The sequence below is a fragment of the Sphaerisporangium perillae genome (assembly GCF_023276435.1).
GTDB lineage: Bacteria > Actinomycetota > Actinomycetes > Streptosporangiales > Streptosporangiaceae > Sphaerisporangium > Sphaerisporangium perillae.
Genome location: NZ_JALLPO010000052.1, coordinates 13,159 through 38,524 on the forward strand (window position 1 = coordinate 13,159; position 25,366 = coordinate 38,524).

The 25,366-nt window shown below is 70.8% G+C and carries 24 protein-coding genes; 9 read left to right on the forward strand and 15 right to left on the reverse strand.

What is annotated here, in order from left to right; genetic code table 11:
* Positions 1-151: 151 nt before the first annotated feature.
* The 3 genes from MYF83_RS36290 to MYF83_RS36300 form a co-directional block, all read right to left on the reverse strand.
* Positions 152-637, reverse strand: a complete 486-nt coding sequence (locus tag MYF83_RS36290) for an NUDIX hydrolase (protein ID WP_248965331.1) — start codon at positions 635-637, stop codon at positions 152-154.
* Between the two features lie 8 nt (positions 638-645).
* Positions 646-1,089 carry a hypothetical protein gene (locus MYF83_RS36295; RefSeq protein ID WP_248965332.1) on the reverse strand — a complete coding sequence of 148 codons (444 nt, stop codon included), beginning with the start codon at positions 1,087-1,089 and terminating at the stop codon, positions 646-648.
* An 84-nt stretch (positions 1,090-1,173) separates the two neighbouring features.
* On the reverse strand, positions 1,174-1,335 hold the full coding sequence (locus MYF83_RS36300; RefSeq protein ID WP_248965333.1) for a hypothetical protein: 162 nt from the start codon (positions 1,333-1,335) through the stop codon (positions 1,174-1,176).
* A 246-nt stretch (positions 1,336-1,581) separates the two neighbouring features.
* Here MYF83_RS36300 and purU point away from each other — a divergent pair, with 246 nt between their 5' ends.
* Positions 1,582-2,430, forward strand: a complete 849-nt coding sequence (gene purU / locus MYF83_RS36305; protein ID WP_248965334.1) for a formyltetrahydrofolate deformylase — start codon at positions 1,582-1,584, stop codon at positions 2,428-2,430.
* Positions 2,431-2,445: 15 nt separating this feature from the next.
* On the opposite strand, the gene MYF83_RS36310 is transcribed toward purU, so the two are convergent.
* A complete protein-coding gene (locus MYF83_RS36310; RefSeq protein ID WP_248965335.1) occupies positions 2,446-4,518 on the reverse strand; it encodes a prolyl oligopeptidase family serine peptidase in 2,073 nt (690 codons plus the stop codon).
* Positions 4,519-4,885: 367 nt separating this feature from the next.
* Between MYF83_RS36310 and MYF83_RS36315 the strand changes: the two genes are divergently transcribed.
* Positions 4,886-5,395 carry an HNH endonuclease gene (locus MYF83_RS36315; RefSeq protein ID WP_248965370.1) on the forward strand — a complete coding sequence of 170 codons (510 nt, stop codon included), beginning with the start codon at positions 4,886-4,888 and terminating at the stop codon, positions 5,393-5,395.
* Between the two features lie 270 nt (positions 5,396-5,665).
* Positions 5,666-5,881, forward strand: a complete 216-nt coding sequence (locus MYF83_RS36320; protein WP_248965336.1) for an FmdB family zinc ribbon protein — start codon at positions 5,666-5,668, stop codon at positions 5,879-5,881.
* A 223-nt stretch (positions 5,882-6,104) separates the two neighbouring features.
* Here the strand turns inward: MYF83_RS36320 and MYF83_RS36325 are convergent, their stop codons facing one another.
* The 3 genes from MYF83_RS36325 to MYF83_RS36335 all read right to left on the reverse strand — a co-directional run bounded on the left by MYF83_RS36325 (position 6,105) and on the right by MYF83_RS36335 (position 9,533).
* Positions 6,105-6,632 carry a helix-turn-helix transcriptional regulator gene (locus MYF83_RS36325; RefSeq protein ID WP_248965337.1) on the reverse strand — a complete coding sequence of 176 codons (528 nt, stop codon included), beginning with the start codon at positions 6,630-6,632 and terminating at the stop codon, positions 6,105-6,107.
* A 206-nt stretch (positions 6,633-6,838) separates the two neighbouring features.
* The gene (ilvD, locus tag MYF83_RS36330; RefSeq protein ID WP_248965338.1) at positions 6,839-8,680 is read right to left on the reverse strand and encodes a dihydroxy-acid dehydratase; all 1,842 of its coding nucleotides are present in this window, start codon (positions 8,678-8,680) and stop codon (positions 6,839-6,841) included.
* A gap of 163 nt (positions 8,681-8,843) precedes the next feature.
* Positions 8,844-9,533, reverse strand: coding sequence for a nuclease-related domain-containing protein (locus tag MYF83_RS36335; protein WP_248965339.1), 690 nt, complete (start codon positions 9,531-9,533; stop codon positions 8,844-8,846).
* A gap of 283 nt (positions 9,534-9,816) precedes the next feature.
* On the opposite strand from MYF83_RS36335, the gene MYF83_RS36340 reads away from it, so the two are divergent.
* On the forward strand, positions 9,817-11,235 hold the full coding sequence (locus MYF83_RS36340) for an amidase (RefSeq protein WP_248965340.1): 1,419 nt from the start codon (positions 9,817-9,819) through the stop codon (positions 11,233-11,235).
* Between the two features lie 109 nt (positions 11,236-11,344).
* On the opposite strand, the gene MYF83_RS36345 is transcribed toward MYF83_RS36340, so the two are convergent.
* From MYF83_RS36345 to pepN, 4 genes are all read right to left on the reverse strand, one after another.
* Positions 11,345-12,325 carry a hypothetical protein gene (locus MYF83_RS36345; RefSeq protein WP_248965341.1) on the reverse strand — a complete coding sequence of 327 codons (981 nt, stop codon included), beginning with the start codon at positions 12,323-12,325 and terminating at the stop codon, positions 11,345-11,347.
* Between the two features lie 12 nt (positions 12,326-12,337).
* Positions 12,338-14,278: a DUF2207 family protein gene (locus tag MYF83_RS36350; RefSeq protein ID WP_248965342.1), complete on the reverse strand. Its 1,941-nt coding sequence runs from the start codon at positions 14,276-14,278 to the stop codon at positions 12,338-12,340.
* Positions 14,279-14,287: 9 nt separating this feature from the next.
* A complete protein-coding gene (locus tag MYF83_RS36355; protein WP_248965343.1) occupies positions 14,288-14,839 on the reverse strand; it encodes a LemA family protein in 552 nt (183 codons plus the stop codon).
* A gap of 198 nt (positions 14,840-15,037) precedes the next feature.
* Positions 15,038-17,605, reverse strand: coding sequence for an aminopeptidase N (gene pepN, locus MYF83_RS36360; protein ID WP_248965344.1), 2,568 nt, complete (start codon positions 17,603-17,605; stop codon positions 15,038-15,040).
* A gap of 278 nt (positions 17,606-17,883) precedes the next feature.
* Between pepN and MYF83_RS36365 the strand changes: the two genes are divergently transcribed.
* From MYF83_RS36365 to MYF83_RS36375, 3 genes are all read left to right on the forward strand, one after another.
* The gene (locus MYF83_RS36365; RefSeq protein WP_248965345.1) at positions 17,884-18,534 is read left to right on the forward strand and encodes a mycothiol-dependent nitroreductase Rv2466c family protein; all 651 of its coding nucleotides are present in this window, start codon (positions 17,884-17,886) and stop codon (positions 18,532-18,534) included.
* A 237-nt stretch (positions 18,535-18,771) separates the two neighbouring features.
* Positions 18,772-20,178, forward strand: coding sequence for an aldehyde dehydrogenase family protein (locus MYF83_RS36370; protein ID WP_248965346.1), 1,407 nt, complete (start codon positions 18,772-18,774; stop codon positions 20,176-20,178).
* A 16-nt stretch (positions 20,179-20,194) separates the two neighbouring features.
* Positions 20,195-20,680: a hypothetical protein gene (locus MYF83_RS36375; protein ID WP_248965347.1), complete on the forward strand. Its 486-nt coding sequence runs from the start codon at positions 20,195-20,197 to the stop codon at positions 20,678-20,680.
* Here MYF83_RS36375 and def read toward each other — a convergent pair.
* Complete coding sequence (gene def, locus MYF83_RS36380; RefSeq protein ID WP_248965348.1) at positions 20,623-21,111, reverse strand: peptide deformylase; 489 nt, start codon at positions 21,109-21,111, stop codon at positions 20,623-20,625. The genes MYF83_RS36375 and def overlap by 58 nt on opposite strands.
* Positions 21,112-21,244: 133 nt before the next feature.
* On the opposite strand from def, the gene MYF83_RS36385 reads away from it, so the two are divergent.
* A complete protein-coding gene (locus MYF83_RS36385; RefSeq protein WP_248965371.1) occupies positions 21,245-21,718 on the forward strand; it encodes a ribose-5-phosphate isomerase in 474 nt (157 codons plus the stop codon).
* 15 nt (positions 21,719-21,733) lie between these two features.
* On the opposite strand, the gene MYF83_RS36390 is transcribed toward MYF83_RS36385, so the two are convergent.
* On the reverse strand, positions 21,734-21,979 hold the full coding sequence (locus tag MYF83_RS36390; protein WP_248965349.1) for a hypothetical protein: 246 nt from the start codon (positions 21,977-21,979) through the stop codon (positions 21,734-21,736).
* A gap of 65 nt (positions 21,980-22,044) precedes the next feature.
* Positions 22,045-23,301, reverse strand: a complete 1,257-nt coding sequence (locus MYF83_RS36395; protein ID WP_248965350.1) for a GNAT family N-acetyltransferase — start codon at positions 23,299-23,301, stop codon at positions 22,045-22,047.
* A gap of 119 nt (positions 23,302-23,420) precedes the next feature.
* Between MYF83_RS36395 and MYF83_RS36400 the strand changes: the two genes are divergently transcribed.
* Positions 23,421-24,539, forward strand: coding sequence for a PP2C family protein-serine/threonine phosphatase (locus tag MYF83_RS36400; protein ID WP_248965351.1), 1,119 nt, complete (start codon positions 23,421-23,423; stop codon positions 24,537-24,539).
* Between the two features lie 16 nt (positions 24,540-24,555).
* On the opposite strand, the gene MYF83_RS36405 is transcribed toward MYF83_RS36400, so the two are convergent.
* A complete protein-coding gene (locus MYF83_RS36405) occupies positions 24,556-25,161 on the reverse strand; it encodes a response regulator transcription factor (RefSeq protein ID WP_248965352.1) in 606 nt (201 codons plus the stop codon).
* Positions 25,162-25,366 lie beyond the last annotated feature (205 nt).

Genomic DNA, 25,366 nt, shown 5'->3' on the forward strand with positions numbered 1-25,366 from the left:
CTGCGCCGCGCGGGCGGGCTGGACCCCGGGGACCCCGACATCCGCAAGGCCCTGGAGGAGGCCGGGTGAACGCGGCGGGCGGCGCCGGGACCAGGCAGACCCCGGCGCCGCCCGCTCGTCCGCGTCCTCGTGCCAGAGGTACGCGCCGGCCTCACTCCTGGCCTTGGCCGGGGCGGCCGGCGAGGAGGGCGATCACCTCGGGGAGCGAGGCAGGCTCGATCGGCTCGGGAAGGGCCGCCAGCTCGGCTGGGGTGAACCAGTCGTGGCCGAGGTAGGTGGCCTGCTCCTCGCGGGTGAGCCCGGTGGGGGCGACACCGGGGGACCCGGCGAAACGGGCCAGGTAGAACGGTTCGATCTTCACGTAGTGGACACCCAGCCAGTGGTAGTCCCGCTCCACGGGAACCCACATGTCCACCACGGCGTCGCCGGGCAGGCCCGTCTCCTCGCGTAGCTCCCTGCGGGCCGCCTGCAGTGGCGTCTCGCCGGGGTCGATCCCTCCGCCCGGCGGCTCCCAGAACACCACGCCGCTCACCGGGTCGCGCCAGTGCAGCAGCAGCACCCGGCCTTCGCCGTCCAGGCAGACGATCCGGGCGGCCGGGCGGCCACTGGTCCCCGGCGGACGGTCATCGATCTCCATGGGACGGGCTACGCCTCCGGCTTGCCCGGAGGTTCGGGCCGATCGGTGACGTCCGGCCCGTCGAGGTCGTCCCGCCAGGTGTTGGCATTGATGATCTGCCAGAACTCGTCGGGACTGCCGGCAGCGCGCTGGACGCTCTGCTCCTGCAGCTCGGCGGCGATGGCGCGCTGCTCCTCGTAGGCGCCCTTCATCGCGTCCAGCCACTCCACCGGGTCGACGCCGGCCTCCTGGGCGGACCTCATCGCCATGTCGGCGTACTGCTCGGGGGTGGCGTTGAACTTCCAGCCGGTGCGCTCCATGAGGTCCTCGTCGGTGAGTTCGCCGCGCTGCCAGGCGATGGTCTCCGCGAGGTGCTCGGCCACGAACACGGCGTTGATGTAGCCGGGGAGCATGGCCGCGAGCGCGACCGCCGCGCGCTTCTCTCCCGGTGACAACTCGTCCCACTTCAGCACCCGCCGGCTCCTCTCCGCTCGTCCGGGCGCCACTGTACGCCCCGCCCTCGCGGGACGGCGGCATCACCGCCGCGATGGCGGTGATCAGTCGGTGACCACGAGATCGGACAGGTCCAGGTGCCGGGACAGCTCGGTGACGTCGGTGTAGTAGGCCACGTACTCGTGGCCTCTGCGCACGCGCAGGCAAGGCTGGTTGCCGAGGACCAGCGCCTCGACCTCAAACCCTCTGCTGTCGACCCATTTCACGTCATAGAGGCTATGAACCCCGAGGTCAAGGGCGGGCAACAGGCGCAGACGGAATGCGTGTGTCTACGGTCGCTCGTCCGTAATGAAGTTTTAGTCCGTTCTGTACCGCGCGGGCCCGGGCCGCCACTACACGGCTCGCGCCTCTCGCCGGTACACCTTCATCGGCGGGACCTGTGGAAGATGGGACGGCGACCGGGGGCGGGGAGCGGTAATCTGCCTCAACGCGATCGAAGAGGTGAGTGGCCGGTGAGCTCCGAATATGTGCTGACGCTGTCGTGTCCCGACAGGCCCGGCGTGGTCGCGGCCGTCTCCGGGCTGCTGGCCTCGCACGGGTGCAACATCACCGAAAGCCAGCAGTTCGGCGACCGGTCCGCCGGGCGCTTCTTCATGCGCGTCCAGTTCACCTCGGCCCTCGCCGAGCAGGAGCTGCGAGCGGCCTTCGCCGCCCTCGCGCCCGAGCTCGCCATGGAGTTCCGGCTCCACGACCGCGCCGTCAAGCCGCGGGTGCTGGTGATGGTGAGCAGGCTCGGCCACTGCCTGAACGACCTGCTCTACCGCGTGCGCTCCGGGCTGCTCGACATCGAGATCGTCGCCGTGGTGTCCAACCACCCCGACCTGCGGCCGCTCACCCAGTCGTACGGCATCGACTACCACCACCTGCCGGTGACCCCGGAGACCAAGCAGCGCCAGGAGGCCGAGGTCCTCACGCTGGTGGACCACTACCGTGCCGAGCTGGTCGTGCTGGCCCGCTACATGCAGGTGCTCTCGGAAGATCTCTGCGCCAAGCTGTCCGGCAAGGTGATCAACATCCACCACTCGTTCCTGCCGTCCTTCAAGGGCGCCAAGCCCTACCACCAGGCGCACTCGCGCGGCGTGAAGCTCATCGGCGCGACCGCCCACTACGTGACGGCCGACCTCGACGAGGGCCCGATCATCGAGCAGGAGGTCGCCCGCGTGAACCACACCCACTCGCCCGACGATCTGGCCGCCATGGGCCGCGACGTCGAATGCCTGGCGCTCGCCCGGGCCGTGCGCTGGCACGCCGAGCAGCGGGTGCTGCTCGACGGCCACAAGACGATCGTCTTCCCCCGCTAGCCGGGGGCGGACGCCTCAGCCGGCGAGGCCGGTGTGCCGGGCCAGGAAGGCGAGCTGGTCGGCGAGGAGCTCCACCGAGCGGCTGACGGCGCGGGCTCCGTGCCCCACCTCGGCCTCGTTGCGCAGCAGGATGGGCCGGTCGTCGGCCGCCTGGCCGTGCTGGAGCGCGGCGCACATCTTCCAGGCGTGCAGCGGATGCACGCGGGTGTCGGAGCCGAAGACCATGAACAGCGTCGCCGGGTAGCGGACCCCCTCGCGGACGTGGTGGTAGGGGGAGTACTCCCACAGCCAGGCGAACTCCTCCGGGTCGTCCGCCGAACCGTACTCGACGTTCCACGTCGCGCCGAGACCGAACTTCTCGTACCGCACCATGTCGAGCAGCGGGGCCGAGCAGGCGACCGCCGCGTACAGCTCGGGGCGCTGGGTGAGCGCGGCTCCGACCAGCAGGCCGCCGTTGGACCCGCCGGAGATCGCCAGCTGGTCGGAGGTGGTGACCCCGGTGGAGATCAGATGCTCGGCGGCGGCGTGCAGGTCGTCGAAGACGTTCTGCTTGCGGCCCAGCATGCCGGCGCGGTGCCACTCCTCACCCTGCTCGCCGCCGCCCCGCAGCTGCGCGACCGCGTAGACGCCGCCGGCCTCCACCCACGACAGGGTCGAGGCGGAGAACCCGGGGGTCAAGGACACGCCGAAGCCGCCGTAGCCGTACAGGATCGTCGGCCGGGGGCCGGTGCCGGGCCTGGAGACCACGATCATGTGGACCTCCGTGCCGTCAGCGGAGCGGTAGACCACCTGCTCGGTGTTCACCTCGGGCACCTCCACGGCGCCGGGTGAGGCGGCCCACAGCGTGGTCTCGCCGGTGCGGGCGTCGTAGCGCTGGATGCTCGGCGGGGTGGTGTTGTCGGTGTAGCCGAACCACGCCTCGTAGCCGCCTTCCGGCCGCTCGGTGATGCCGCCGATCGTGCCCAGGCCGGGGGTGGGCACCTCGCCGACCTTCTCCCCAGTGGCCAGGTCGTGCACGGAGATCTCGCTGATGGCGTGCCGCGTCCAGCCGACGAGCATCACCGGACGCTCCAGATCGTCGAGGATCGCGAAGTCCGTCAGCACCGCCTCGGGGTCCTCTGGGATGAGGTCGCGCCAGCTCGCGTACTCCGGATGGTCCGGCGAGGTCACGCAGACGCGGCAGCGGGGAGCGTCGCGGTCGGTGTAGACGTACAGGCGCCCGTCACGGCCGAACAGCACGCCGCTCTGCGCGTCGACACCCTCCTGGACGGAGATCAGCCGCGGCGCGTCGAGGGGGGAGGCGGACAGGTCCGCCATCCACAGGTCGTTGCGCGGAGCCGTGCCCCGCGAGGCCGAGATGGAGAGCCACCGGCCGTCCTTGGAGACCGAGACGCCGTAGTAGTTGGTCTTCTCCAGCCCCTCGCCGAAGATCATGGTGTCCTGCTCGGTGGGCGTGCCGAGGCGGTGCAGGTAGACGCGGCGGTGATACTGCTCCTCGCCCGCGGGAACGTCGCCGGGCGCGAGCCTGCGCACGTAGTAGAAGGCCTCGCCCCCGGGCAGCCACGCGATGGGGGAGTAGCGGCACCGGTCGATCGGCCCGTCGAGCCGCTCGCCGGTGACGACGTCGATCACATAGAGCTGGGACTCCTCGTCGCCGCCGACCGAGATCTGGTAGGCCAGCCGCCGGCCCTCCTTGTCGGGCTGCCAGGAGTCGATCGTGGTCAGGCCGGACGGGTCGAGGGCCATGGGGTCGAGCAGCGCCTGCTCGGTCTCGTCGGGGCCGACCGTGTAGAGCACGGCGTGCTCCTGCTCGGGGGTGCGGCGCATGAAGAAGTGCCGGTCCCCGCGCCACGCCGGAGCGCCGACGGTGCCCGAGCGCACCAACTCGGAGATGCGGTCGCGGAAGGCGTCCCGCCTCGGTGACGCGGCCATCGCCTTGCTGAACAGCTCGCCCTGCGCGTCGAGCCATTCCTTGGCCTCGGGCTGGTCCGGGTCCTCCAGCCAGCGGTACGGGTCGGGCACCGGCGTGCCGTGGTAGTCGTCCACCACGTCGTCACGGCGTGCGTTCGGATAAGGCTCTCGCGTCATGGAGATGAGCCTATGACACTCCGTTACCCCGACGTGGAACATCGTTTTCCGGTGCACTTCGCCGGGAGCGGACAGGGAGCTGATCAAGCGATCAGAGTGATCTTTCCCCAATAGGTTTGCTTAGCGGGGTGAACCGGACATAAACCGGAAGGCGGGGTCTGGAAGACACGACCGTTAATTGGGGTGGCGGGAGAGTCGACCGAGAGGCCACACTTGCTGAAGGGCGGTGCCGTGGAACCCATCCGCTGGGCCGTCCGGCGGAGGTGCACGTGACGGAAGCATCCGGGGCTCAAGACGACGGGCCGCAAGCCGGGGTGTGCCACGGCACATCCCTGATGAGCACGTGCGCAGCGGAAAGGGCCCGCTGATGCGCCAGGTGCTGCTGCTGAACGCCACTTTTGAACCGCTCACCACGCTCAACCTGCATCGAGCCGTCGTGCTGGTGATCAGGGAGAAGGCGGACGTCGTCCATCGTGACGGCCGGGGCGCGGTCCTGCGCTCGGCCTCGCGTACGGTCGACGTGCCGTCGGTCATCCGGCTCAGGCGTTATGTCCGCATTCCCTACCGCTCGCGCATCCCGCTGACCCGCGCCGCGCTCATGCGAAGGGACGACTACCGCTGCGCCTACTGCGGCCAGCGGGCGGAGACCATCGACCACGTGCTCCCGCGCTCCCGCGGCGGGCTGCACACCTGGGAGAACTGCGTCGCCTCCTGCATGCCGTGCAACCACCGCAAGGCCGACCGGCTGCTGGAGGAGATCGGCTGGACGCTGCGCGTCGCGCCCGTCGTGCCCCGAGGCGTCCACTGGCGCCTCATCGGCGCCCAGCTCGACGGCGACCCCCAATGGGCTCCCTACCTGGCCGAAACCGCGGCCTGAGCCGCGAGTCTCCGGCGCTGGCAGGGGTGTCCTCCGCCGGTCCGAGGCGGCGACGCCGGGGCAGGTGAGGACGTACCGCGCGCCGTCCGCCTGGCGACGGGGCCAGGCGGTGCCGCGCGGCCTTCACCGGCTAACCCGCCGTGTGGGCGGGCTGCGGCTCGACCCCAGCGCCCCTGGAACGGCGACGGCGACGCCATTGCCGGTGCGGGAGCCCCATGCGGCTCCGGCACCGGCTCCTTATGACGCCTGAAATCGTCGTACTCTTATGGCATGCCGCGTTACGACTACCGCTGCCGCTCCTGCGGATCGACCTTCGAGCTGTCTCGGCCCATGTCCGCTTCGGGAGACGCCGCGGTGTGTCCTGCGGGCCACGACGACACGGTGAAGCTGCTCTCCACGGTCGCCGTCACCGGCGGTGCCTCGGCGCCACGCCCCACCGGCGGCGCCGGCGGGGGCGGTTGCTGCGGCGGCGGTTGCTGCGGCTGACCCAAGCACGACCCGAATCGCCTGAGCCCAGCACGACCCGAATCGCCTGAGCTCCGCACCCACCTGAATCGGCTGACCTCGCACGACCCGAATACGGTCACGCGACGCTTCGCCGCATTGCCCGCCGTACGGCGGCGCCGGCTTCGCCGTACCTCTCTCCCGCCATCACGGGTGTGGCTTTGCTCGCTCGTGTGGGGCTGGGCGTGTTTGGTCGGGGACGGGGCTAGGCGGGGCGGCGGTTGGGCAGGGGGATGAGGGGGCGGGGGGTGTGTCGTTCGGGGGCCTTGCGGCGCTGGAAGGGGAGGTAGCGCTCGGCGCGATGCGGGCGGGCGGGGACCAGGGTCGGTTCCACAGCGACGATGCGGTCGAAGCGGAACGCGCGTATGCCGACCTTCGTGCGGCACCACCCCACCAGATACCAATGCTCACGGTGGACGAGGCAGGTGACCGGCTCGACGTCACGGGAGGTCACCCGGCCGCCGGCGTCACGGTAGTGGAGCCGCACCACCTGACGGCCGGTCACGGCACCCGCGATCGTGCGAGCGCGCCGGGCGACGTCGGGAGGCAGCGGCGTGGTCAGCGTTTCGAGGGTCGTCGCGACGACGTCGTCGTCGAGGTCGAGATGGTCGAACACGGCGCGCAGACCACGGCGGGCGGTCAGCGCTTGGGGACCCTCGCCGAGATGGGCGAGGGACAGGGCGAGGGCGGCGATCTCGGCGGTCGTCAGGAGCGGCGTGGTGACGTTGGCCATACATTGACACTACCGCCGAGCACCGACATTTTTCGAACACCAGATCATGAAATGGCCATCTCGAAGGCGACTATTCTTTACCTTCGAGTGACAGCCGACTCCCCAAGAAGGTAGAGCAGGGCGAGCGCCCTGATGTTCTCAACCTTCGGATGACAGCCGGCTTCCTAGGGAGGCAGGGAAGGGCGACACCCCTCGGGAGGCGCCGGTTAGTGGGGGGAGAGTTGGGACAGGTCGCGGGAGGCGCCGGTGGAGGCGGAGGTGGTCAGCGCGGCGTAGGCCTGCAGGGCGGCGCTCACCGGACGGTCGCGGTCGCGCGGGCGGTAGCGGCCGAGGTCGGCCAGCAGCCGCTCGCGGCGCGCGGCGAGATCGGCCTCGGACACCCTGAGCTCGATGCTGCGCCCCGGGATGTCGATCTCGATCAGGTCGCCGCTCTCGACCAGGGCGATGATGCCGCCCTCGGCGGCCTCAGGGGAGGCGTGCCCGATGGACAGGCCGGACGTGCCTCCGGAGAAGCGCCCGTCGGTGATCAGCGCGCACGCCTTGCCGAGGCCCTTGCCCTTGAGGAAGCTCGTCGGGTAGAGCATCTCCTGCATGCCGGGACCGCCCTTGGGCCCCTCGTAGCGGATGACCACGACGTCGCCGGCCTTGACCTTGTTGCCGAGGATGCCCTCGGAGGCATCCTCCTGCGACTCGAACACCACGGCGGGGCCGCTGAACTTCCAGATCGACTCGTCGACGCCGGCCGTCTTGACGATGGCGCCCTCGGGCGCGAGGTTGCCGTAGAGCACCGCGAGACCGCCGTCGCGGGTGTAAGCGTGCTCGAGGTCGCGGATGCAGCCTTCGGCGCGGTCGAGGTCGAGGGACTCCCACTGGGCGTTCTGGGAGTACGCCTTCACGGTGCGGACGTTGCCGGGGGCGGCGTGCCAGAGCTCCAGCGCCTCCTGCTTGACGCCGGGCGACATCGGGTCCCAGGCCTCGAGGAATTCGGTGAGGGAGGCCGCGTGGACGCTGTGGGTGTCGCGGTGGAGCAGGCCCGCGCGGTCGAGCTCGCCGAGGATGGCCGGGATGCCTCCCGCTCGGTGGACGTCCTCCACGTGGTACTTCGCGGTGGCGGGCGCGACCTTGCACAGGCACGGCACCCGCAGCGACAGCTCGTTGATCTCCTTCAGGCCGAAGTCGACGCCGCCCTCCCGCGCGGCCGCGAGCAGGTGGAGGATCGTGTTGGTGGAGCCGCCCATGGCCACGTCGAGGGCCATGGCGTTCTCGAAGGCGTCGCGGGTGGCGATGTTGCGGGGCAGCACCGAGGCGTCGTCATCCTCGTAGTAGCGCTTGGTGATCTCGACGACCTGGCGCCCTGCCTGCTCGAACAGCGCCTTGCGGGCCTTGTGGGTGGCGAGCGTGGTGCCGTTGCCGGGGAGCGCCAGGCCGATGGCCTCGGTGAGGCAGTTCATCGAGTTGGCGGTGAACATGCCGCTGCACGAGCCGCAGGTCGGGCAGGCGTTCTCCTCCATCTCGAGCAGCTCGGCGTCGGAGACGCTGTCGTCCGCCGCGGCGATCATCGGGTCGATCAGGTCGAGCTTGCGGCCCAGGGTCTTGCCGGCCTCCATGGGGCCGCCTGAGACGAAGACGGTGGGGATGTTCAGCCGCAGCGCGGCGAGCAGCATGCCCGGCGTGATCTTGTCGCAGTTGGAGACGCAGACCAGCGCGTCGGCGCAGTGGGCGTTGACCATGTACTCGACGGCGTCGGCGATCAGTTCGCGGGAGGGCAGCGAGTAGAGCATGCCGCCGTGGCCCATCGCGATGCCGTCGTCGACGGCGATGGTGTTGAACTCGCGCGGGATGGCGCCCGCCTCGCGGACGCCGGCCGCCACCACCTCGGCCACTTCGCGCAGGTGGACATGGCCAGGAACGAACTGGGTGAAGCTGTTGGCCACCGCGATGATCGGCTTGCCGAGGTCTCCACCGGCTACACCCGTGGCCCGGAGCAGGGCACGCGCGCCTGCCATGTTCCTGCCGTGAGTGACCGTTCGAGATCTGAGGGCCGGCATGACCGTTCTCCCATCCGATGACTGCTGAGTCTTCAAATGGTACGGCCACCGCTCGCTTGACGAGACCCGCCGTCCACAGCTTGGACAGCGAACAAGATCCTTCGGGATTCCCGGGGGCAGTGGTGGAACAGGGACGGGAATCCCGAAGGACCTTCTCGGACGGTCAGTTCTCGGGATAACGCGCCGGCAGGACCTGCTCGGCGGCGGTGTAGATGTCCTCGACTTCCTCGCTGGTCAGTGAGCGCTCCCGATTGGTGATCCACTTGCGCACGCGGCCGCCGTCGAAGACGTCGACCTCGCGGATGTTGAGGATCTTCCAGGGGATCGCCGGCCCGTAGATGGCCAGGGACGGCACCACGGTGATCTGGCGGCCGAGCGCCGCGGTGATCAGCTCGCTCGCCTGGGAGGCCTCCCAGCGCGCCTCGTCGAGACGTGGCTTCTGGTTGAAGGGCCCGTGGAACAGTTTGCGGTGGGACTGGACGCGGACCGGAAGCCGCTTGTCCCACTTCTCGGAGTCGACGGCGTACACCCCGGTCGGGCCGACGACCAGGTGGTCGATCTGCGCGTCGCTGTCGGGGATGGCCCTAGCGTGCAGCGTGAGGTAACCGCTCTTCTCGAGCTTTCTCAGCTGGGCCTCGGTGCGCCGCTCGGCGGCCGATGCCCGGCGCCAGGGTGCGACGGAGGAGGCCGTGCGCGCGCGGTAGACCGTGTCGGCGATGGCGGCGATGATCGCCGCGACCAGGCCGAGCCGCCAGCTCCACAGCGGGATGCCCACGACCAGGCCGGCACCGGCGGCGATCAGGGCACGCAGCCGCAGATGCCGGTATTTGGGCTGCTGAAGCAGTCCGAGCAAGGACGCGCGCCCGATGGGAGCATAAGTCTCCTCGGGTGCCGCGGGCCGAGATTTCGGCTGCGAGGGGCGGTCACTCACCCATATGGGTGACGTATTGTGACCGTCATCAGGTTCTAGACCGGAATCCACGTAACTCACGGTAGTTGACGCCCAAGGGTGTGCCTAGTGTTGGCTAGTTCACATTTTTGTGGCCCCGCGTTCCCGCATTGTGGGGCGGAAAGACGGGTATCTCTTTCTTTTCTCTCTAGATAAGTGATGGTCACAGGCCTTACTGTGCGGAAGCGTGGCGCACATACATGATCTTACAGCCCTGGAGCAGGCCGAGGCCGTACGAGCCCGGGAGCTGTCCCCCGTCGAGATCACCAAGCACTACCTGGAGCGCGCGGAGCGGCTCGACGCCGAAGTCGGCGCCTTCGTCACGCTGACCGCCGACCGTGCCCTCGAGGAGGCCCGCCGGGCCGAGGCCCTGGCCCTGGAGAGCACCGACCTGCCCCCGTTGCTCGGCGTCCCGATCCCCATCAAGGACCTGAATCTCGTCAAGGACGTGCCGATCATGTTCGGTTCGTCGACCTACGAGGGCTTCGTCGCGCCGGTCGACGACAGCGTGGTGGAGCGGCTCCGCGAGGCCGGGACGATCATGCTGGGCAAGACGGCGACCCCGGAGTTCGGGCTGCCCTGCTACACCGAGACCGACGTGTCCGTGCCTTCCCGCACGCCGTGGGACCTGACCCGCTCGGCGGGGGGCTCCAGCGGTGGAGCGGCGGCCGCGGTCGCGGCCGGGCTCGCGCCCGCCGCGCAGGGCAGCGACGGGGCCGGCTCCATCCGCATCCCCGCGTCGGTCTGCGGCCTGTTCGGCATCAAGCCCACCCGTGGGCGCATCTCCTTCGCGCCGGTCATTCCCGACCTGGCCGGCCTGTCCACCAACGGGCCCCTCGCCCGCACGGTGGCCGACGCCGCCGCGCTGCTGGAGGTGATGGCGCACAACCAGCCGGGCGACCTGTACGTGGCCCCGCCGTCGCCGGTCGGATTCGTCGAGGCGGTCACCCGCGAGCCCGGGCGGCTCAAGATCGGCAGGTTCGCCGACCCGGTCGTCCCGGGCGCCGAGGTGCACCCGGACGTCCTCGCGGCCTACGAGAAGGCCTCCGCGCTTCTCGCGTCGCTCGGCCACGAGGTGGTCGACATGCCGCCGCCGTTCGACGCCTCGATCCTGGGCGAGTTCGAGAGGCTGTGGTTCTGTTTCGCCTGCATGCACCCGGTGGACCCGTCCATGGAGTCCAGGTTGCGGCCCCTGACGCGGTGGCTGCGCGAGCGCGGTTTCGCGACGCCCGCGCCGGCCTTCCTGCAGGCCCAGGCGACGCTGCAGACCGCGACGCGCTTCGCCTTCCTGGTCATGAACGAGTACGACGCGGTCCTCACCCCCACCGTCACCCAGCCGCCCGTGCCGATCGGCTGGTTCGAGGACGTCGAGGATCCGGAGGAGACCTTCCATCGAATGGAGCGGTTCGCGCCGTTCGCCGCGCCCTACAACATCAGCGGCCAGCCCGCCGTCAACCTGCCCCTGCATTGGAACGAGGAAGGGCTGCCGATCGGGGTGATGCTCGCCGGGCGGTTCGGCGACGAGGCCACGCTCATCTCGCTGTCCGCGCAGGTGGAGGCGGCGGTCGGCGGTTTCTGGGGAGAACGCCGTCCGGCGATCTGGTGACCTCGCCGATGCCTTTCCGCCGATGTGCGGAATTCGCGCGGCCGGCCGGTGAAGAAGGCGAGGAATCGCCCGCCGTGCCGGCCGGTGCGTGGCCACGGCCGGCAAGCGGCTAGATATTCGCGAAATGCGACAGCAGCGACATCATATGTCCGCTCACGTCCTTCAGCAAGGTCGCCGGCCGGATCGGGGCGCTCGCGATGGCCGAGAAGAGGCTGGGCAGACCCGGCAGCGGGAAACCGTCGTCCCGGGTGGCCTGGTGGCCGACGCCGTTCTTGTCGAGATACGACCGGCTCCGCGCCCACGCGTCCAGCACCTCCTCCGGTGAGGGCACGCCGAACCCGTGGCCGACCGGCGCGGCGTGGCGCAGCCGCACCAGCGGGGTATCGGCGAACGTGAGCGCCACCTTGCAGCGCAGGGCGAGGCTCTCACGGGACTCCGGGGCGATCCAGTCCATGGCCGTGCACGGCCTGCGGCACTTGGCGACGCACGTCGCCATGGCCCCCGACAGCTGGCTGTGCTGGCGGTCGAAATAGGCCCGCCAGCCCTCACCGGGCTCCTGGGCGACGCGCAGCGTGCGCTCGGCGGCCGACTTCTCGGGCTTGGTGTGGTCGCACTCGCGGTCGCCGATCACGCCGAACCGGCTGCCCTCGGCCCGGAGCCCGTCCGGCCAGCGCGCGGGGTCGCCCGCGTGCCCGAGCACCGGCTCGAAGGCGAGCAGCGGGAGGTACTCCCCGGCGATGTGGATCGCCGACATCACCGAGCTGAGCTCACGCCGCTCCCAGCGCACCTGGATGACCTCCAGCAGCAGCCCGTAGGCGGGCCGGAGCGAGGACAGGGCGCCGCGCGGCTGCTCCCGCGCGGTCTGCGGCATGTGGCACTCGCGGGCGCGGCGCCGCAGGGCGCTCGGGACGGACTTCGCGTCGACCTCGGTGGCGAAGTCCTCCGCGTCCAGCGTCAGCAGCCGCTGCCCGAACTCGCACAGCGCGGGGATGAGGACTCCCTCCGGCACCACCTTGGGGGCCAGGGCGCCCAGGTCCGCGAAGGCGTACCGCCGGGCCAGTTCGATGAGCAGGTCGAGGGGCGAGTGCACCTGGACACCCTCTCACGCCACCGGTGATCTCCCTTCCATGCGGGCGGCGGCCGTCCGGGCCAGCTCGACCAGCGCGTCGGGCGGCGGCGGCCCCGCGGGGGAGTGCACGTGGATGGCGAAGGTCCCCTCGCTCGTCCGGGCGGAGACCACTCCCGGATACAGCATCGCGTCGCCGCCCACCCCGGAGATCTGCCGCCCCTCGACCCGGGTCAGCAGGTGCCCGAGCACCATCAGATAGCCGCCCCGGGCCCCCTGCGCGGCGTGCACGTCCACGGTCACCGGGGTGCCCCCGGTCGTCCGGTAGCGGCAGGACCGCACCGCCAGCCACGCGGGCGTGGGCAGCGCGTCGGTGTACGCCGCGGCGGGGCCGACCTCGATGCCCAGAGCGCGCCGCAGGTCGGCGGGGGTGACCAGCGCGGCCGTGCCCTCGTCCCCGCCCCGCCCGTCACCCGCGCCATGTGCCAGGTACCGGTCGTCCCCGGCGGCGCCGTCGGCGTCCTCGCCGGTGCCCCGCACGTCCCCGGCCGGGCTCCGGCGGGAACCGGCGAGCACCGGAACCTCGCCCAAATTCTCCGGGGCCGAAAGGAGGTGCTCGCCGGTGTCGTCGTACGACGCGGCGCCGCGGTGCCGGGAGCGCTCGGTGACCTCGATCTCGAAGACCCAGCCGAGCCGGCGGCCGACGCGCGCCCTGACCCGGTCGCCCTCGGCCAGTGGCCGCCACAGCGACTCGTCGATGCCGAAGGCCTTGACGTCACGCTGGTGGCCGTCGTCCAGCGCCACCCAGTAGACGTACCTGGGCCGGTTGTCGCCGTCGGATCCGACCTGGAAGGCCCGCAGCCGGACGATCTGGCCCTCCAGCTCGGCCTTGCCGGTCAGGTCGGCGATGGCGAAGGCGATGGGCACGCCGGCCGCGAGGGCCGCGCCGAGGTAGGCGACGGGCATGACCAGAGGCTCGGGCCAGTCGAGCAGCGCCTTGGCGACGATGCCGAACAACCAGAGCCAGAACCCTGTGAAGAACGCGGCGGCCAGGCCCCGGAGCATCATCGGCCAGGGCGGACGCCCCCACAGGATGCGGCGCGGGTAGCGGACGTTGACGACGTGCCACATGCCGCCGAAGTCTGACCAGGCGCGTCTGTCGTCGGCGGGGACGCTGATCGGCAGGCTGGTCACGGCGCGCCTGGCCAGGCCGAGGGCGGCGGCGTACGCCAGGTGACGTCCCCAGATGGTGACGGCCGCCGCCGGCCGGTCGGCGAACGCTCCGCCGGCCGACAGGTGCTCGCGCACCCCGAGCCAGTGACCGGCGACCCTCGCCCCCTCGGCCGTGCCGCGCTCGCCGTTCAGCTTTCCCATCAACCCGGTGAGCAGGGCGAAGCCGACGATCGCGGCGCCGATCCCGCCCCCCTTGTCGTCGGTGTCCGCCGTCGCGGTGACGGCGACGCCGGCGGCGATGGCCGGCACGGCGGCGGCGACGGTGAGCAGGAGCGCCTGCGCCCTGCTCCACCGGGGCCGCGACAGGCCCTTCTCACGCGCCTCGGCGATGACCTTCTTGCGGAAGCTCTTCCACCAGCGGCCGAGGTTCCTGGCGCCTTCCGCGAGGGCTCCGGTGGCGACCACCCCGTCGGTGGCGAGCGACGCCACGTGGTCGTGGACGAGCTTCTCGTAGGGCGCCAGCGGCGTGCGGGGCGTGCGGAGCCGTACCAGGGACAGCTCCGGGCCGATCTCCTCGATGTCGACCGCACCCTTCGCGGCCAGATCGAGCAGGGTGGCCGAGGCGGCCTCGTCGCACAGGCGCCAGTTGCCGGTGATCAGGTCCACCAGCGCGGGCGACTCCTCACCCAGCTCGCTGGTGGGCGGTGCCGGGTCGACGTCGGGATTGCGCGTGGCGAACGCCAGCGCGGCCAGCAGGAGCAGCCACAGCCCGAGCGCGGCCGCCGTGGCGAGCAGATAGATCATGGCTGGGGGTCAGAACTGGACCTGGACCGGGCCGCGCTCCTCGCCGGGCGCCTGGAAGTACTCGCGCTGCTGGAAGCCCGTCATGCCGGCCACGATGTTCGCCGGGACCGTCTGGATGCCGTTGTTGTAGGTCAGGACGGCGTCGTTGTAGTACTGCCGCGAGTAGGCGATGCGGTTCTCGCTGGTCGCCAGCTCGTCCTGGAGCGCGGCGAAGTTCTGGTTCGCCTTGAGGTCGGGGTAGGCCTCCGACAGGGCGAACAGGTTCTTCAGGGCGCCTGACAGGAGGTTCTCGGCGGAGGCCTGGTCACGTGGCCCCTGCGCCTCCACGGCCTGCCGCCGGGCGGCGATGACGGCCTCCAGGGTTCCGCGCTCGTGGGCGGCGTACCCCTTGACGGTCTCCACGAGGTTCGGGATCAGGTCGTGGCGGCGCTTGAGCTGGACGTCGATCTGGGCCCAGGCGTTGTCCACGGCTCCACGCTTGCGGACGAGCCCGTTGTAGGTCGTGACGACGACGAGGATCAGGAGAAGGGCGAGGACGCAGACGACGACGAGAGCGATCAAGGGGGGCCTCCCGGCTTACGGTGACAGCGCGCACAGTAGACCTGCCGTGGCCTGCTGTAAACGGGTGCTGCCGTTGTCCTGCCATGTCACCGCGGAGTGCTTGCGACGCGCTTGAAGCGTGCTGGCGGCCACTCCCGCCGGGAAGCCGACCGGCCCGCCTGACGTTCAACCGGACTTGAACATCAGGCGGGCCGGGGCTCAGGCGGCCGAGGCGTCCTTGGCGCGGGCGCGAAGGGCGCGGCTGATGCCGTCGGCGCCCTCCAGCAGCAGGCGGCGCAGAGCGGGAGACGGCTGGGAGGAGGTGATGTAGTCCTGCGTCCTCGCCACCGTGCCCGGCTCGATGAGCAGCGCGGGGTAGCACCCCATCGCGAACCGCTGGGCGCTGTCGGACGGCCAGCTCTTGTAGATGCGGCCGACCTCCTCGAAGAACCGATCGCCGTAGGGCCCGAGCTGCTCGACGTGGTGCGGGTTCATGAAGCCGACGATGGTCGAGCGCAGCACCGCGCCGCTCAGCGTCCCGCCGGTGATCGAGGCCCACGCCTCGGCCTTGCCCTCGGCGGTCGGGATGGACGCCTGGCACATCGCGGCCGACTGCTCGCCCCTGGCCGTCGCGTCGCGGCGCAGCTCGTCGGCGATGTCGCCGGCGGACAGGACGCCGCCGGAGACCAGCGCGTGGATCAGCGTCCAGCGCAGGTCGGCGTCCACGGTCAGGCCCTCGGGGGCCGACGAGCCGTCCAGGATGCCCTGGATGAAGGCGAGGTCCTCGGCGGAGGTGGCGCCCGCGGCGAAGGCGTTGACGTAGGCGAGCTGGTGGTCCGAGCCCGCCTCGGCCGAGGCGATCAGGCCGCGCAGGGCCGCCGACAGCTCGGCGAGACCGATGGCGCGCCACGCCGGGTCGGCGTACTGCTGGGCGGCCAGGCGCGCCTGGCGCAGCACGGTCTGCAGGACGGTGATGTCGGTGATCGTGTGGACGTTGGAGGTGACCAGCCGCACGTAGTCGCGCGTGGCCATCTCGGCGTCCCGGGTCATGTCCCAGGCGGCCGACCAGCACAGGGCGCGCGGCAGCGAGTCGGTGAAGCCGGCGAGGCCGCCGTCGACCAGGGTGCGCAGCGAGCGCTCGTCGAGACGGATCTTGGCGTAGGTCAGGTCGTCGTCGTTGATCAGGATCAGGTCGGGCTGCGCCTCGCCGACCAGCTCGCGCACGGCCGTGCGGGCGCCCACGACGTCGAGCTCCACCCGCTTGACGCGGGCCAGGGCGCCGTCCACCCGGGAGTACAGGCCGACGGCGACGCGGTGCGAGCGCAGGGTCGGATAGTCGGCCGGGGCCTCCTGCAGGACCTCGAAGGACAGGAAGCGGCCCTCGGCGTCCACCGTGAAGGACGGCCGCAGCGTGTTGACCCAGGCGGTCTCCAGCCACTCCTTGGACCAGGACGACAGGTCGCGCCCGGAGGTGCGCTCCAGGGCCGAGAGCAGGTCCTTCAGCTCGGTGTTGCCCCAGGCGTGCTCGTTGAAGTAGTCGCGCACGCCGGCGAGGAAGTTGTCGAGCCCGACGTAGGCCACGAGCTGCTTGAGCACCGAGGCGCCCTTGGCGTAGGTGATGCCGTCGAAGTTCACCTCGACCGCCTGCATGTCGGGGATGTCGGCGGCGATCGGGTGGGTCGAGGGCAGCTGGTCCTGGCGGTAGGCCCAGGACTTCTCCACGTTGGCGAAGGTCGTCCACGCGCCCTGACCCCAGCGGGTGGCCTCGGCCTGGCACAGGACCGACATGTAGGTGGCGAAGGACTCGTTCAGCCATAGGTCGTCCCACCAGCGCATGGTGACCAGGTCGCCGAACCACATGTGCGCCATCTCGTGCAGGATCGTCTCGGCGCGGCGCTCCACCATGGCGTCGGTGACGCGGGAGCGGAAGATGTAGTCCTCAAGGAAGGTCACCGCGCCGGCGTTCTCCATGGCGCCCGCGTTGAACTCGGGGACGAACACTTGGTCGTACTTGCCGAAGGGGTAGCGAGTGCCGAACACGCGGTGGAAGAAGTCGAAGCCCTGCTTGGTGACCTCGATGATGTTGCCGGCGTCGAGGTGCTCGGCCAGGGAGGCCCGGCAGAAGACGCCGAGGGGGATGCCGTCGTGCTCGTCGCGCACCACGGAGTACGGCCCGGCGATGAGGGCGGTGATGTAGGTCGACATCACCGGGGTGGGCGGGAAGTGCCAGCGCTTGGCGCTCTGGAGGGTGCCGTGGCGGCCGCGGTGCTCCTCGAGCTCCTCGACGGCGTCGGGGGCGGCGTTGGAGATGACCTGCCAGTCGCCCGGGGTGAGCACGCTCAGCTCGAAGGCCGCCTTGAGGTCGGGCTGGTCGAAGCAGGCGTACATGCGGTGGGCGTCCGCCGTCTCGAACTGCGAGTGCAGGTAGACCTTCTGGTCGACGGGGTCGACGAACCTCGTGAGGCCCTCGCCGGTGCGCATGTAGGCGCAGTCGGCGTCGACCCGCAGCTCATTGACCTGCGCCAGGTCCGGAAGGGGAAGACGACCGGTCTCGGGGTCGTAGGACGTCACGTCGAGCTCGGCGCCGTTGAGGACGACCTTGCGGACCTTGGCCTCGGCCAGATCGATGAAGGTGGTCGCGCCGGGGTCGGCGCAGGAGAATCGGACCGCGGTGACGCTCTCGAAGCGCTCGTCGCCTTCGGTGAGGTCGAGCTCGACCGAATAGGACTCCACCTTTAGCAGACGAGCCCGCTCCCGGGCTTCGTCACGGGTCAGGTTGCCTGCCACATCCGCTCCTCATCACGACTCCCCCTGCCCCTTCGCGAGAGGGATGCATGAATCCTGCCACGTCGGGCGCTGTGATGCGGCACCGGAGGTGCGGCACCCGGGAGCGGTCACGACGAGGGCGGCGAGGGGGAGCGGCCGGAGGGCCCACGGGGGAAGAACCTCTACCGGCGCCCCGGAGGATTCCTACCCGGTTACAGAGGAATAGGAAGCACCGGGGAGCCGGTTGTGGCTGCGTAGCACCACAACTGGCACCGCCACCACGATCAGGAAAGCTGGCCATGTCTGAACGCACCCCGGTCGACTTCTGGTTCGACCCGTTCTGCCCGTGGGCTTGGATGACTTCCCGCTGGCTGCTGGAGGTCCAGGCCGTACGGCCCGTCGAACCGCGCTGGCACATCATGAGCCTCGCCGTGCTCAACGAGGACAAGGACATCCCCGCCGAATACCGGGAGATGCTGAAGAACGCCATGGGGCCGGTCCGCGTGCTGCAGGCCGCCGCCGAGAAGTACGGCGAGCAGGTCCTCGGCGATCTCTACACGGAGATGGGCGTCCGCATCCACATCCGGCAAGGCCTCAAGCCGCGTGACGGTGAGGAGGAGGGGTTCGACGCCGCCGCCGCCATCCGCGGGGTGCTCGCCGGAGCCCTCGAGGCCGCCGGGCTCGACCCCGCCCTGGTGGCCGCGGCCGACTCCACCGAGTTCGACGAGGCCGTGCGCCGGTCGCACCACGAGGGCATCGGGCTGGTCGGCCAGGAGGTCGGCACGCCGGTCATCGCCGTCGACGGCGTGGCCTTCTTCGGGCCGGTGGTCTCCCCGGCGCCGAAGGGTGAGGCCGCCGGGAAGCTGTGGGACGGCGTGCTCCTGGTCGCCGGCACCGACGGTTTCTTCGAGCTGAAGCGCTCGCGCACCCGCGATCCGATCTTCGACTGACCGCTGAGCTGCGGTCCGATCGCGATTAGATGCCCGCGAAACCTTGCGGGCGGCTGTCAAGCATGGTCAACTCAAGCCGTTCTCCTTACCTGACCGTAGTGTGAGATGGGCAGGCGACCGGATCGTGGCGACCGCGCGGCACCACATCCCCGAAGTCGCGTCCACCGGGCGATGGACGGCCATCGCCCGGCGGCGCGGCTTCTCGCCCAGGCATTCCGCGCACAGGGAATGAGGGGCATGCGTCACCTTTACGTGCAAGGAGCCTGGGTTTCCTCCTCGTCGGGTGAGGGCATCGACGTCGTGAATCCGGCGACCGAGGAGGTCATCGACCGGGTGCCGGCGGGTTCGCCGGGCGACGTCGACCGGGCCGTCTCCGCCGCGCGTGCCGCGTTCCCGGCGTGGTCGGCCACGGCCCCCGCCGAGCGCGGCAAGATCCTCAAAGCGGCGGCCGACCTGCTCAAGGACCGTGCGGAGCAGATCGCGCGCACCATCGCCACCGACATGGGGGCGCCGTACGCGCTGGCGCTGAAGGTGCAGACGCTGATGCCCGCCGGGGTGCTCGCCGACTACGCGCGGCTGGCGGAGGAGCGGGGCGAGGCGGAGACCCGCGTCGGCAACTCCCTGATCCTGCGCGAGCCGGTCGGCGTCGTCGGCGCGATCACCCCGTGGAACTACCCCCTCCACCAGGTGATCTGCAAGGTGGCACCCGCGCTCGCCGCCGGCTGCACGGTCGTGCTCAAGCCCAGCGAGGTCGCGCCGCTCGCGGCCTACGCGCTCGCCGAGGTCTTCCACGAGGTGGGGCTGCCCGCCGGCGTGTTCAACATGGTCAGCGGCCACGGGCCCGTCGTCGGCGAGGCGATCGCCTCCCACCCGGATGTCGACATGGTGTCCTTCACCGGGTCGACGCGGGCCGGCAGGCGCGTCGCGGCCCTCGCCTCGCACACGGTGAAGCGGGTCGCGCTGGAGCTCGGCGGCAAGTCGGCGAACGTGATCCTGCCCGACGCCGACCTCGGCACCGCGGTGAAGGTCGGAGTGGCCGGCGCCTTCCTGAACTCCGGCCAGACCTGCTCGGCCCTGACCCGCATGCTCGTCCACCGCGACCAGTACGACGACGCCGTCGGGCAGGCGGTGTCCGTCGCGTCCACCTACACCCTCGGCGACCCCTTCGACGAGGCCACGCGCCTTGGTCCCCTGGTGTCGGCCGCCCAGCGCGACCGCGTCGTCCACTACATCAACCGCGGCCAGGAGGAAGGGGCTCGCCTGGTCGCGGGCGGCGGCGACCGGCCGCTGGAGCGCGGCTACTACGTCGAGCCGACCGTCTTCGCCGGGGTCGCGCCGGGCATGGTGATCGAGCAGGAGGAGATCTTCGGCCCGGTGCTGTCGATCGTCCCCTACACCTCCGTCGACGAGGCCGTGGACATCGCCAACGGCACGCCCTACGGCCTGGCCGGCGCGGTGTGGGGGGCGACCGAGCAGGAGGCGGTGGCCGTGGCGCGCAGGCTGCGCACCGGCCAGGTGGCGATCAACGGCGGGCGGTTCAACCCTTCGGCCCCGTTCGGCGGCTACAAGCAGTCGGGAATCGGCCGCGAGCTCGGGGAGTTCGGCCTGGAGGAGTATCTCGAGGTCAAGTCCCTGCAGTTGTAGCCCGAAGGGCGGTGCCATGGAGCCGTCGGTCCGTCCCGCACGCCGGGTCGGCGCGTTCGAGATCGCGCTGGCGCTCGGCGGGCTGCTGCTCATCCTGCTCGCCGCGCAGAACGCCGGTCCCGTCATCGCGGCCGCGCGCGCCGACGGCGTCCAGGGCATCTTCACCGCCCGGCGGCTCGACTGCGTCCAGCACCCGGGCCACGAGCAGTGCTCGTGGACCGGGACGTTCCGCTCCGACGACGGCCAGGACGTCCGGCAGGGAGTCGGCTTCTACGGCAGCGAGCGCGGCACGTTCACTCCCGGAGCCGCCTCTCCCGCCTTCGACACCGGCCGGCGCGGCCACGTGTACGGCCCCGGCGGCTCCAACGAGTGGGTCGTCGTCGCGGCGCTGATGCTCGCGGGCCTCGCCCTGGTCGCACGGCTCGTGGTGCGGGCGTGGCGCTCTCAGGGGGTGCGCAGCATGATCTTGCGGGCGGCGTCCTTGGGGAGCCGGTCGACGTAGAGCACGCCGTCGAGGTGGTCGTACTCGTGCTGGAAGCAGCGGGCCAGCAGCCCACGTGCCTTCAGGCGCGTCGGCCGCCCGAGCCGGTCGAACCCGCGCACGCTCACCCCGGCCGCGCGCGGCGTGGGGGCGTACAGCGGCTTGCCGGTGTCGCGCCCGGGCACCGACAGGCACCCCTCCTCGTCGAGGACCTCCTCGGCGTCGTCGATGATCAGCTCAGGGTTGACGACGTGGCCTTTGCGGCCGCTCGCGTCGTACACGAAGAGCCTCTTCGACACGCCGATCTGCGGCGCGGCCAGGCCCACGCCGTCGGCGGCGTACATCGCCTCCATCATCTCGTCGATCAGCCGCCGCAGATCCCTGTCGAAGACCGTGACCGGCTCGGCGGGGGTGCGCAGGACGGGGTCACCGATCACGCGGATCTCACGCATGAAGCTCTCCTGTAAGGGGTCATCGGGCCAGCCGCCTATTACTGTAACGGAATCGCCGCCGGTGACGGCCCGTAACCCGCGTACGGCGCGGCCCGATGGACCCGCGGTGAGCGAGGCTGCGAGAATGAGGCCTGTGCGCGTCTACATCGCCGCCGATCACGCCGGCTACGAACTCAAGAACCACCTGGTCTCCTGGCTGAAGGACCACGGCCACGAGGTCGTCGACGACGGCCCGTTCGTCTACGACGCCGAGGACGACTACCCGACGTTCGTGATCCGCGCCGCCCAGGGCGTCGTCCAGGATCCCGGCGCCTTCGGCGTCGTGATCGGCGGGTCGGGCAACGGCGAGCAGATCGCGGCCAACAAGGTGCGCGGAGTCCGCGCCGCCCTGGCCTGGAGCGAGGAGACCGCCTCGCTGGCGCGGCAGCACAACGACGCCAACGTCATCAGCCTGGGCGCCCGCATGCACACCCTCGAGGAGGCCACCCGCTTCGTCGAGGTCTTCCTGAGCACGCCCTTCTCCGGCGTGGAGCGGCACCAGCGCCGCGTCGACCAGATCCTCGCCTACGAGACCACCGGCGAGACACCCCCGCTACCCGAACACTGACCGCCGCGGCCGGGCCTAGCCGTCCTTGCGGCGGCGGGGCTTGGGTCTGTGCTGGGTCTCGGTCTCGCGCTGGAGCGGGTTGTCGCGCGGTGGTTCGGGCCTTCGCTGCGGCTCGCTCCTGCGCGGGGGCTCGGCTCTGCGGGGCATCTCGTCCCGCAGCGGCCGCCGGTCGGCGGCGTCCTGGTGCTCGGGAGACGGGCGCGAGACGTCGCGCGCCCGCATCGCCGTGATCGCGGTGATCTGCAAGCTCTGCAGTGCCATGTCCGGATCCTAGAACGCGGTTCCCGCTTCCAGTAGGTGTGCGAGGCCCCGGAAGCCGGAAAGGCTCAGAAGACGAGGCCGCCCCACGGCGCGGTGTCCCAGGACATCGCGGCCGACAGGGCGCGTACCGCTCCCGGCCGGGCCTCGCGTACGACGCCGGCGGCCAGGTAGGAGCCGAGGGTGCGCCCGCCGAGGTAGGCCGCCCCGAGCACGCTCACCGGAAGCTCCAGGTCGGCGGGGTCGCTCGTGCGCGCGCAGACCGCTCCGGTGGCGTCGGCGGACAGCCGCCAGCGCCCCGCGTTCCACGGGCAGACGGTGTCCTGGACGTCGAGGACCACGTCCACGGGCGCGGAGTACGCCCGATCGGGCAGGGCCCGGTCGACGTCGACGACCCGGACCCACAGCTCGTCGAGCCAGCCCGCGTGCAGCAGGCGGGGATTGGCGAGCAGATGCATGATCGGATCGTCGGCAGGGCGATTGGCGGCGCGCACATGCGAGCACAGGTCACGGTCGAGGACGTGACGCCACAGAAGCGCGTAGGCGGCGGGGTCGAGGCCGAACAGGTCGATCAGCCGCACCTCGCCGTCGGGCAAGTCGTGATCGGTCGTTCCGGACTTGATCCGGAACAAGGCGTATCCGCGCGGCCCCGAGTCGTCCTCGGCGATCACGCAGCGCAGCGCGCTCGCCCCGCGACGGTAGTCCGGGTCGTCGACGAGCAGCACGTCCCATTTGACGGAGTTGCGGGCGTACAGGCCCGGGCGCGTGGGCATCACGGCCTCGAAGACCTTCTCCAGCTCCCCGCGCGCGGCGGCCGCCGGTCTGACCAGGCGCAGCCGGAGCGACGGGTCGGCCGGGGCATGCGGGACGAACTGCGATCCCTGCTTGGGGATGCGGAAGAACAGGTTGTCGACGGCCCTGCCGTACCCGAACCGGCCGTAGATCGCGGCCTCGGCCGCGTACAGCGCCGCGACCGCCTCCCCGCTCTCGTGCAGGTCGGCCAGCTGGCGCCGCATGAGCGAGGACAGGATGCCCTTGCGCCGGTGGGAGGGCAGCACCGAGACGGCGGTCACGCCGCAGACCGGCCGCGGCCCGCCAGGGACGGTCATCGTGAACGTGAGCCCTCCCGCGCAGCCGACGAGACGGTCGCCGTCGAAGGCCCCGAGGGATCGGTCGAACTCCACCAGGGCCCGGAAGTGTTCGGCACGGGCGGGGGAGTTGTCCTCGGAGAACGCCTCCTCGTCGACGTTCAGCCATTCGGGCCATTCCGCTTCCTTGATGGGACGGATGACCATGTCGGGCCGCGCGCTTGGTTCGGTGTTCACCTGGCCAACGTTATGACCGGGCAAACCGGATCGGCCACCTAATATCCCCGTTTAATGATCAAGGTCTTGGTCAAGTCGGCTGCCCAAACGGCAGACGGGCAGATAGAGTCGACCGCATCATGACTTCCCGTCCGGCGCCGCTGATCCCCCCGCGGCTCCGCGCGATCTTGGTACGCATCCCGTTCCTGGTGCGGATCGTGCGATTCCTGCGGAGGGGACCGTTGGCGCGTGACCGGAACCTGCTCATAACCCTGAGCGTCCTCACCCTGCTGCTCGGCGCCCTCTCCGCGAGGGTCTCGACCGACTGGTTCTCACCCAGCCTGTTCATCCTGGTGACCCTGGTGGGCGGCCTGCAGTTGCGCATGCGCAGCCTGGCCGTCCTGGTCGGCGCGGTGGGCGTCGCCCTGGCCTACATCGCCGTCATGCTCGGCGTGCGGTCCGTGAGCCCGGGGCTGCTGGTGACCATCGGGTTCACCACGGTGCTGGCGTTCCTCATGGCGCGCACCCGCGGCAAGCTGGGCGTCCAGGGCCTGCGTGGCGACGTGATGCTGCTGGAGCTCAGAGACCGGCTCAAGAGGCAAGGAGAGCTGCCGCCGCTGCCCACCAAAGACTGGGGCTCGCGGGTCGTGCTCAAGCAGGCCGGCGGGTCGTCCTTCGGCGGCGACTTCCTGGTCTCCATGCGCCACGGCAACATCCTGGAGGTGGCGCTGGTCGACGTGTCGGGCAAGGGCGTGGACGCCGGCACCCGCGCGCTGATGCTCTCCGGCACCTTCGGCGGGCTGCTCGGCTCGGTCGACTCCTTCCTGCCCGCCTGCAACGCCTACCTCCACCGCCAGCCCGAGGGCGAGGGCTTCGTCACGGCTGTCCACCTGCGGCTCGACCTGTCCACCGGGGCGTACGAGATCACCTCGGCCGGTCACCCTCCCGTGGTCAAGTTCGACGCGGGCACGGGCACCTGGCAGGTGTCGGCCGCCAAGGGCGTGGTGCTGGGCGTCGTCCCCGACCTCCACTGCGAGCCCGACAGCGGCGTCCTGCGCAAGGGCGACGCGCTGATGCTGTACACCGACGGCCTCATCGAGCAGCCGGGGCGTGACATCGACTCGGGGCTCGACCGGCTCCTCGGCGAGGCCGAGCGCCTGGTGCCCTCGGGCTTCCACGACGGCGCGCGCCCGCTGGTCAACTCCATGTCGGCCGGGCACAACGACGACTGCGCGCTCATCCTCATCTGGCGGCCGTAGCCGCCGGCCCGGGTGGTCAGAGCCAGCCGGCCTCCGCGGCGATGCGCACGGCGTCGGCCCGGTTGCGCGCTCCGGTCTTGCAGATGATCCGGGACAGGTGGTTTCGGACCGTTCCCACCGACAGATAGAGCTTGGCGGCGATCTCCTTGGAGGTGGACCCCTGCGCCGCGACGCGCAGCACTTCCTGCTCGCGAGGAGTGAGGGGATTGTCGGCGGAGGTCAGCGCCGCGATGGCGAGGTCGGAGTCCACGGCCTTGCGCCCGGAGGCGACCCTGCGGATGCCGTCCGCCAGGTGTTCGGGCGCCACGCTCGTGCTGAGGAAGCCGAGCGCGTGGGCGGCGAAGGCCCGGCGGACCTGCCCGGGGTTGGGTCGCGCCGACAGCAGCATCACCTTGCAGCGAGGAGCCTTCTGGTGCAGGCGTGCGGCGGCAGTGAGCCCGTCGACGTCGGGAAGGTCCACATCGATCACCGCCACGTCCGGGGTGAGCTCCATGGCTGCCGGTACGATGTATTCACCGGAGGCCACGTCGGCGATCACCACGAGATCCTTCTCCCCGTCCAGGGACGCCACCAGGCCTCGGCGGACCAGCGGGAGATGTTCGGCAACCAGGATGCGTATCAAGGTGCTCCCTTGGATGGCCTTGGAACAGATCCGGCAGATTACGCTTCGCCGGCTCATATCCCACGGTGTCTACATGATTGCTTACCGTCAATGCAGTCTCCCGATTCGCTCCACGGCGCGCAAGTCACTCCTACGGTTGGTCGTTGAACGGTGTTTTCGTGCTGAGGCCGAAGTCCTCGGTTGTTCGGTTACGCTCGGACGGGGC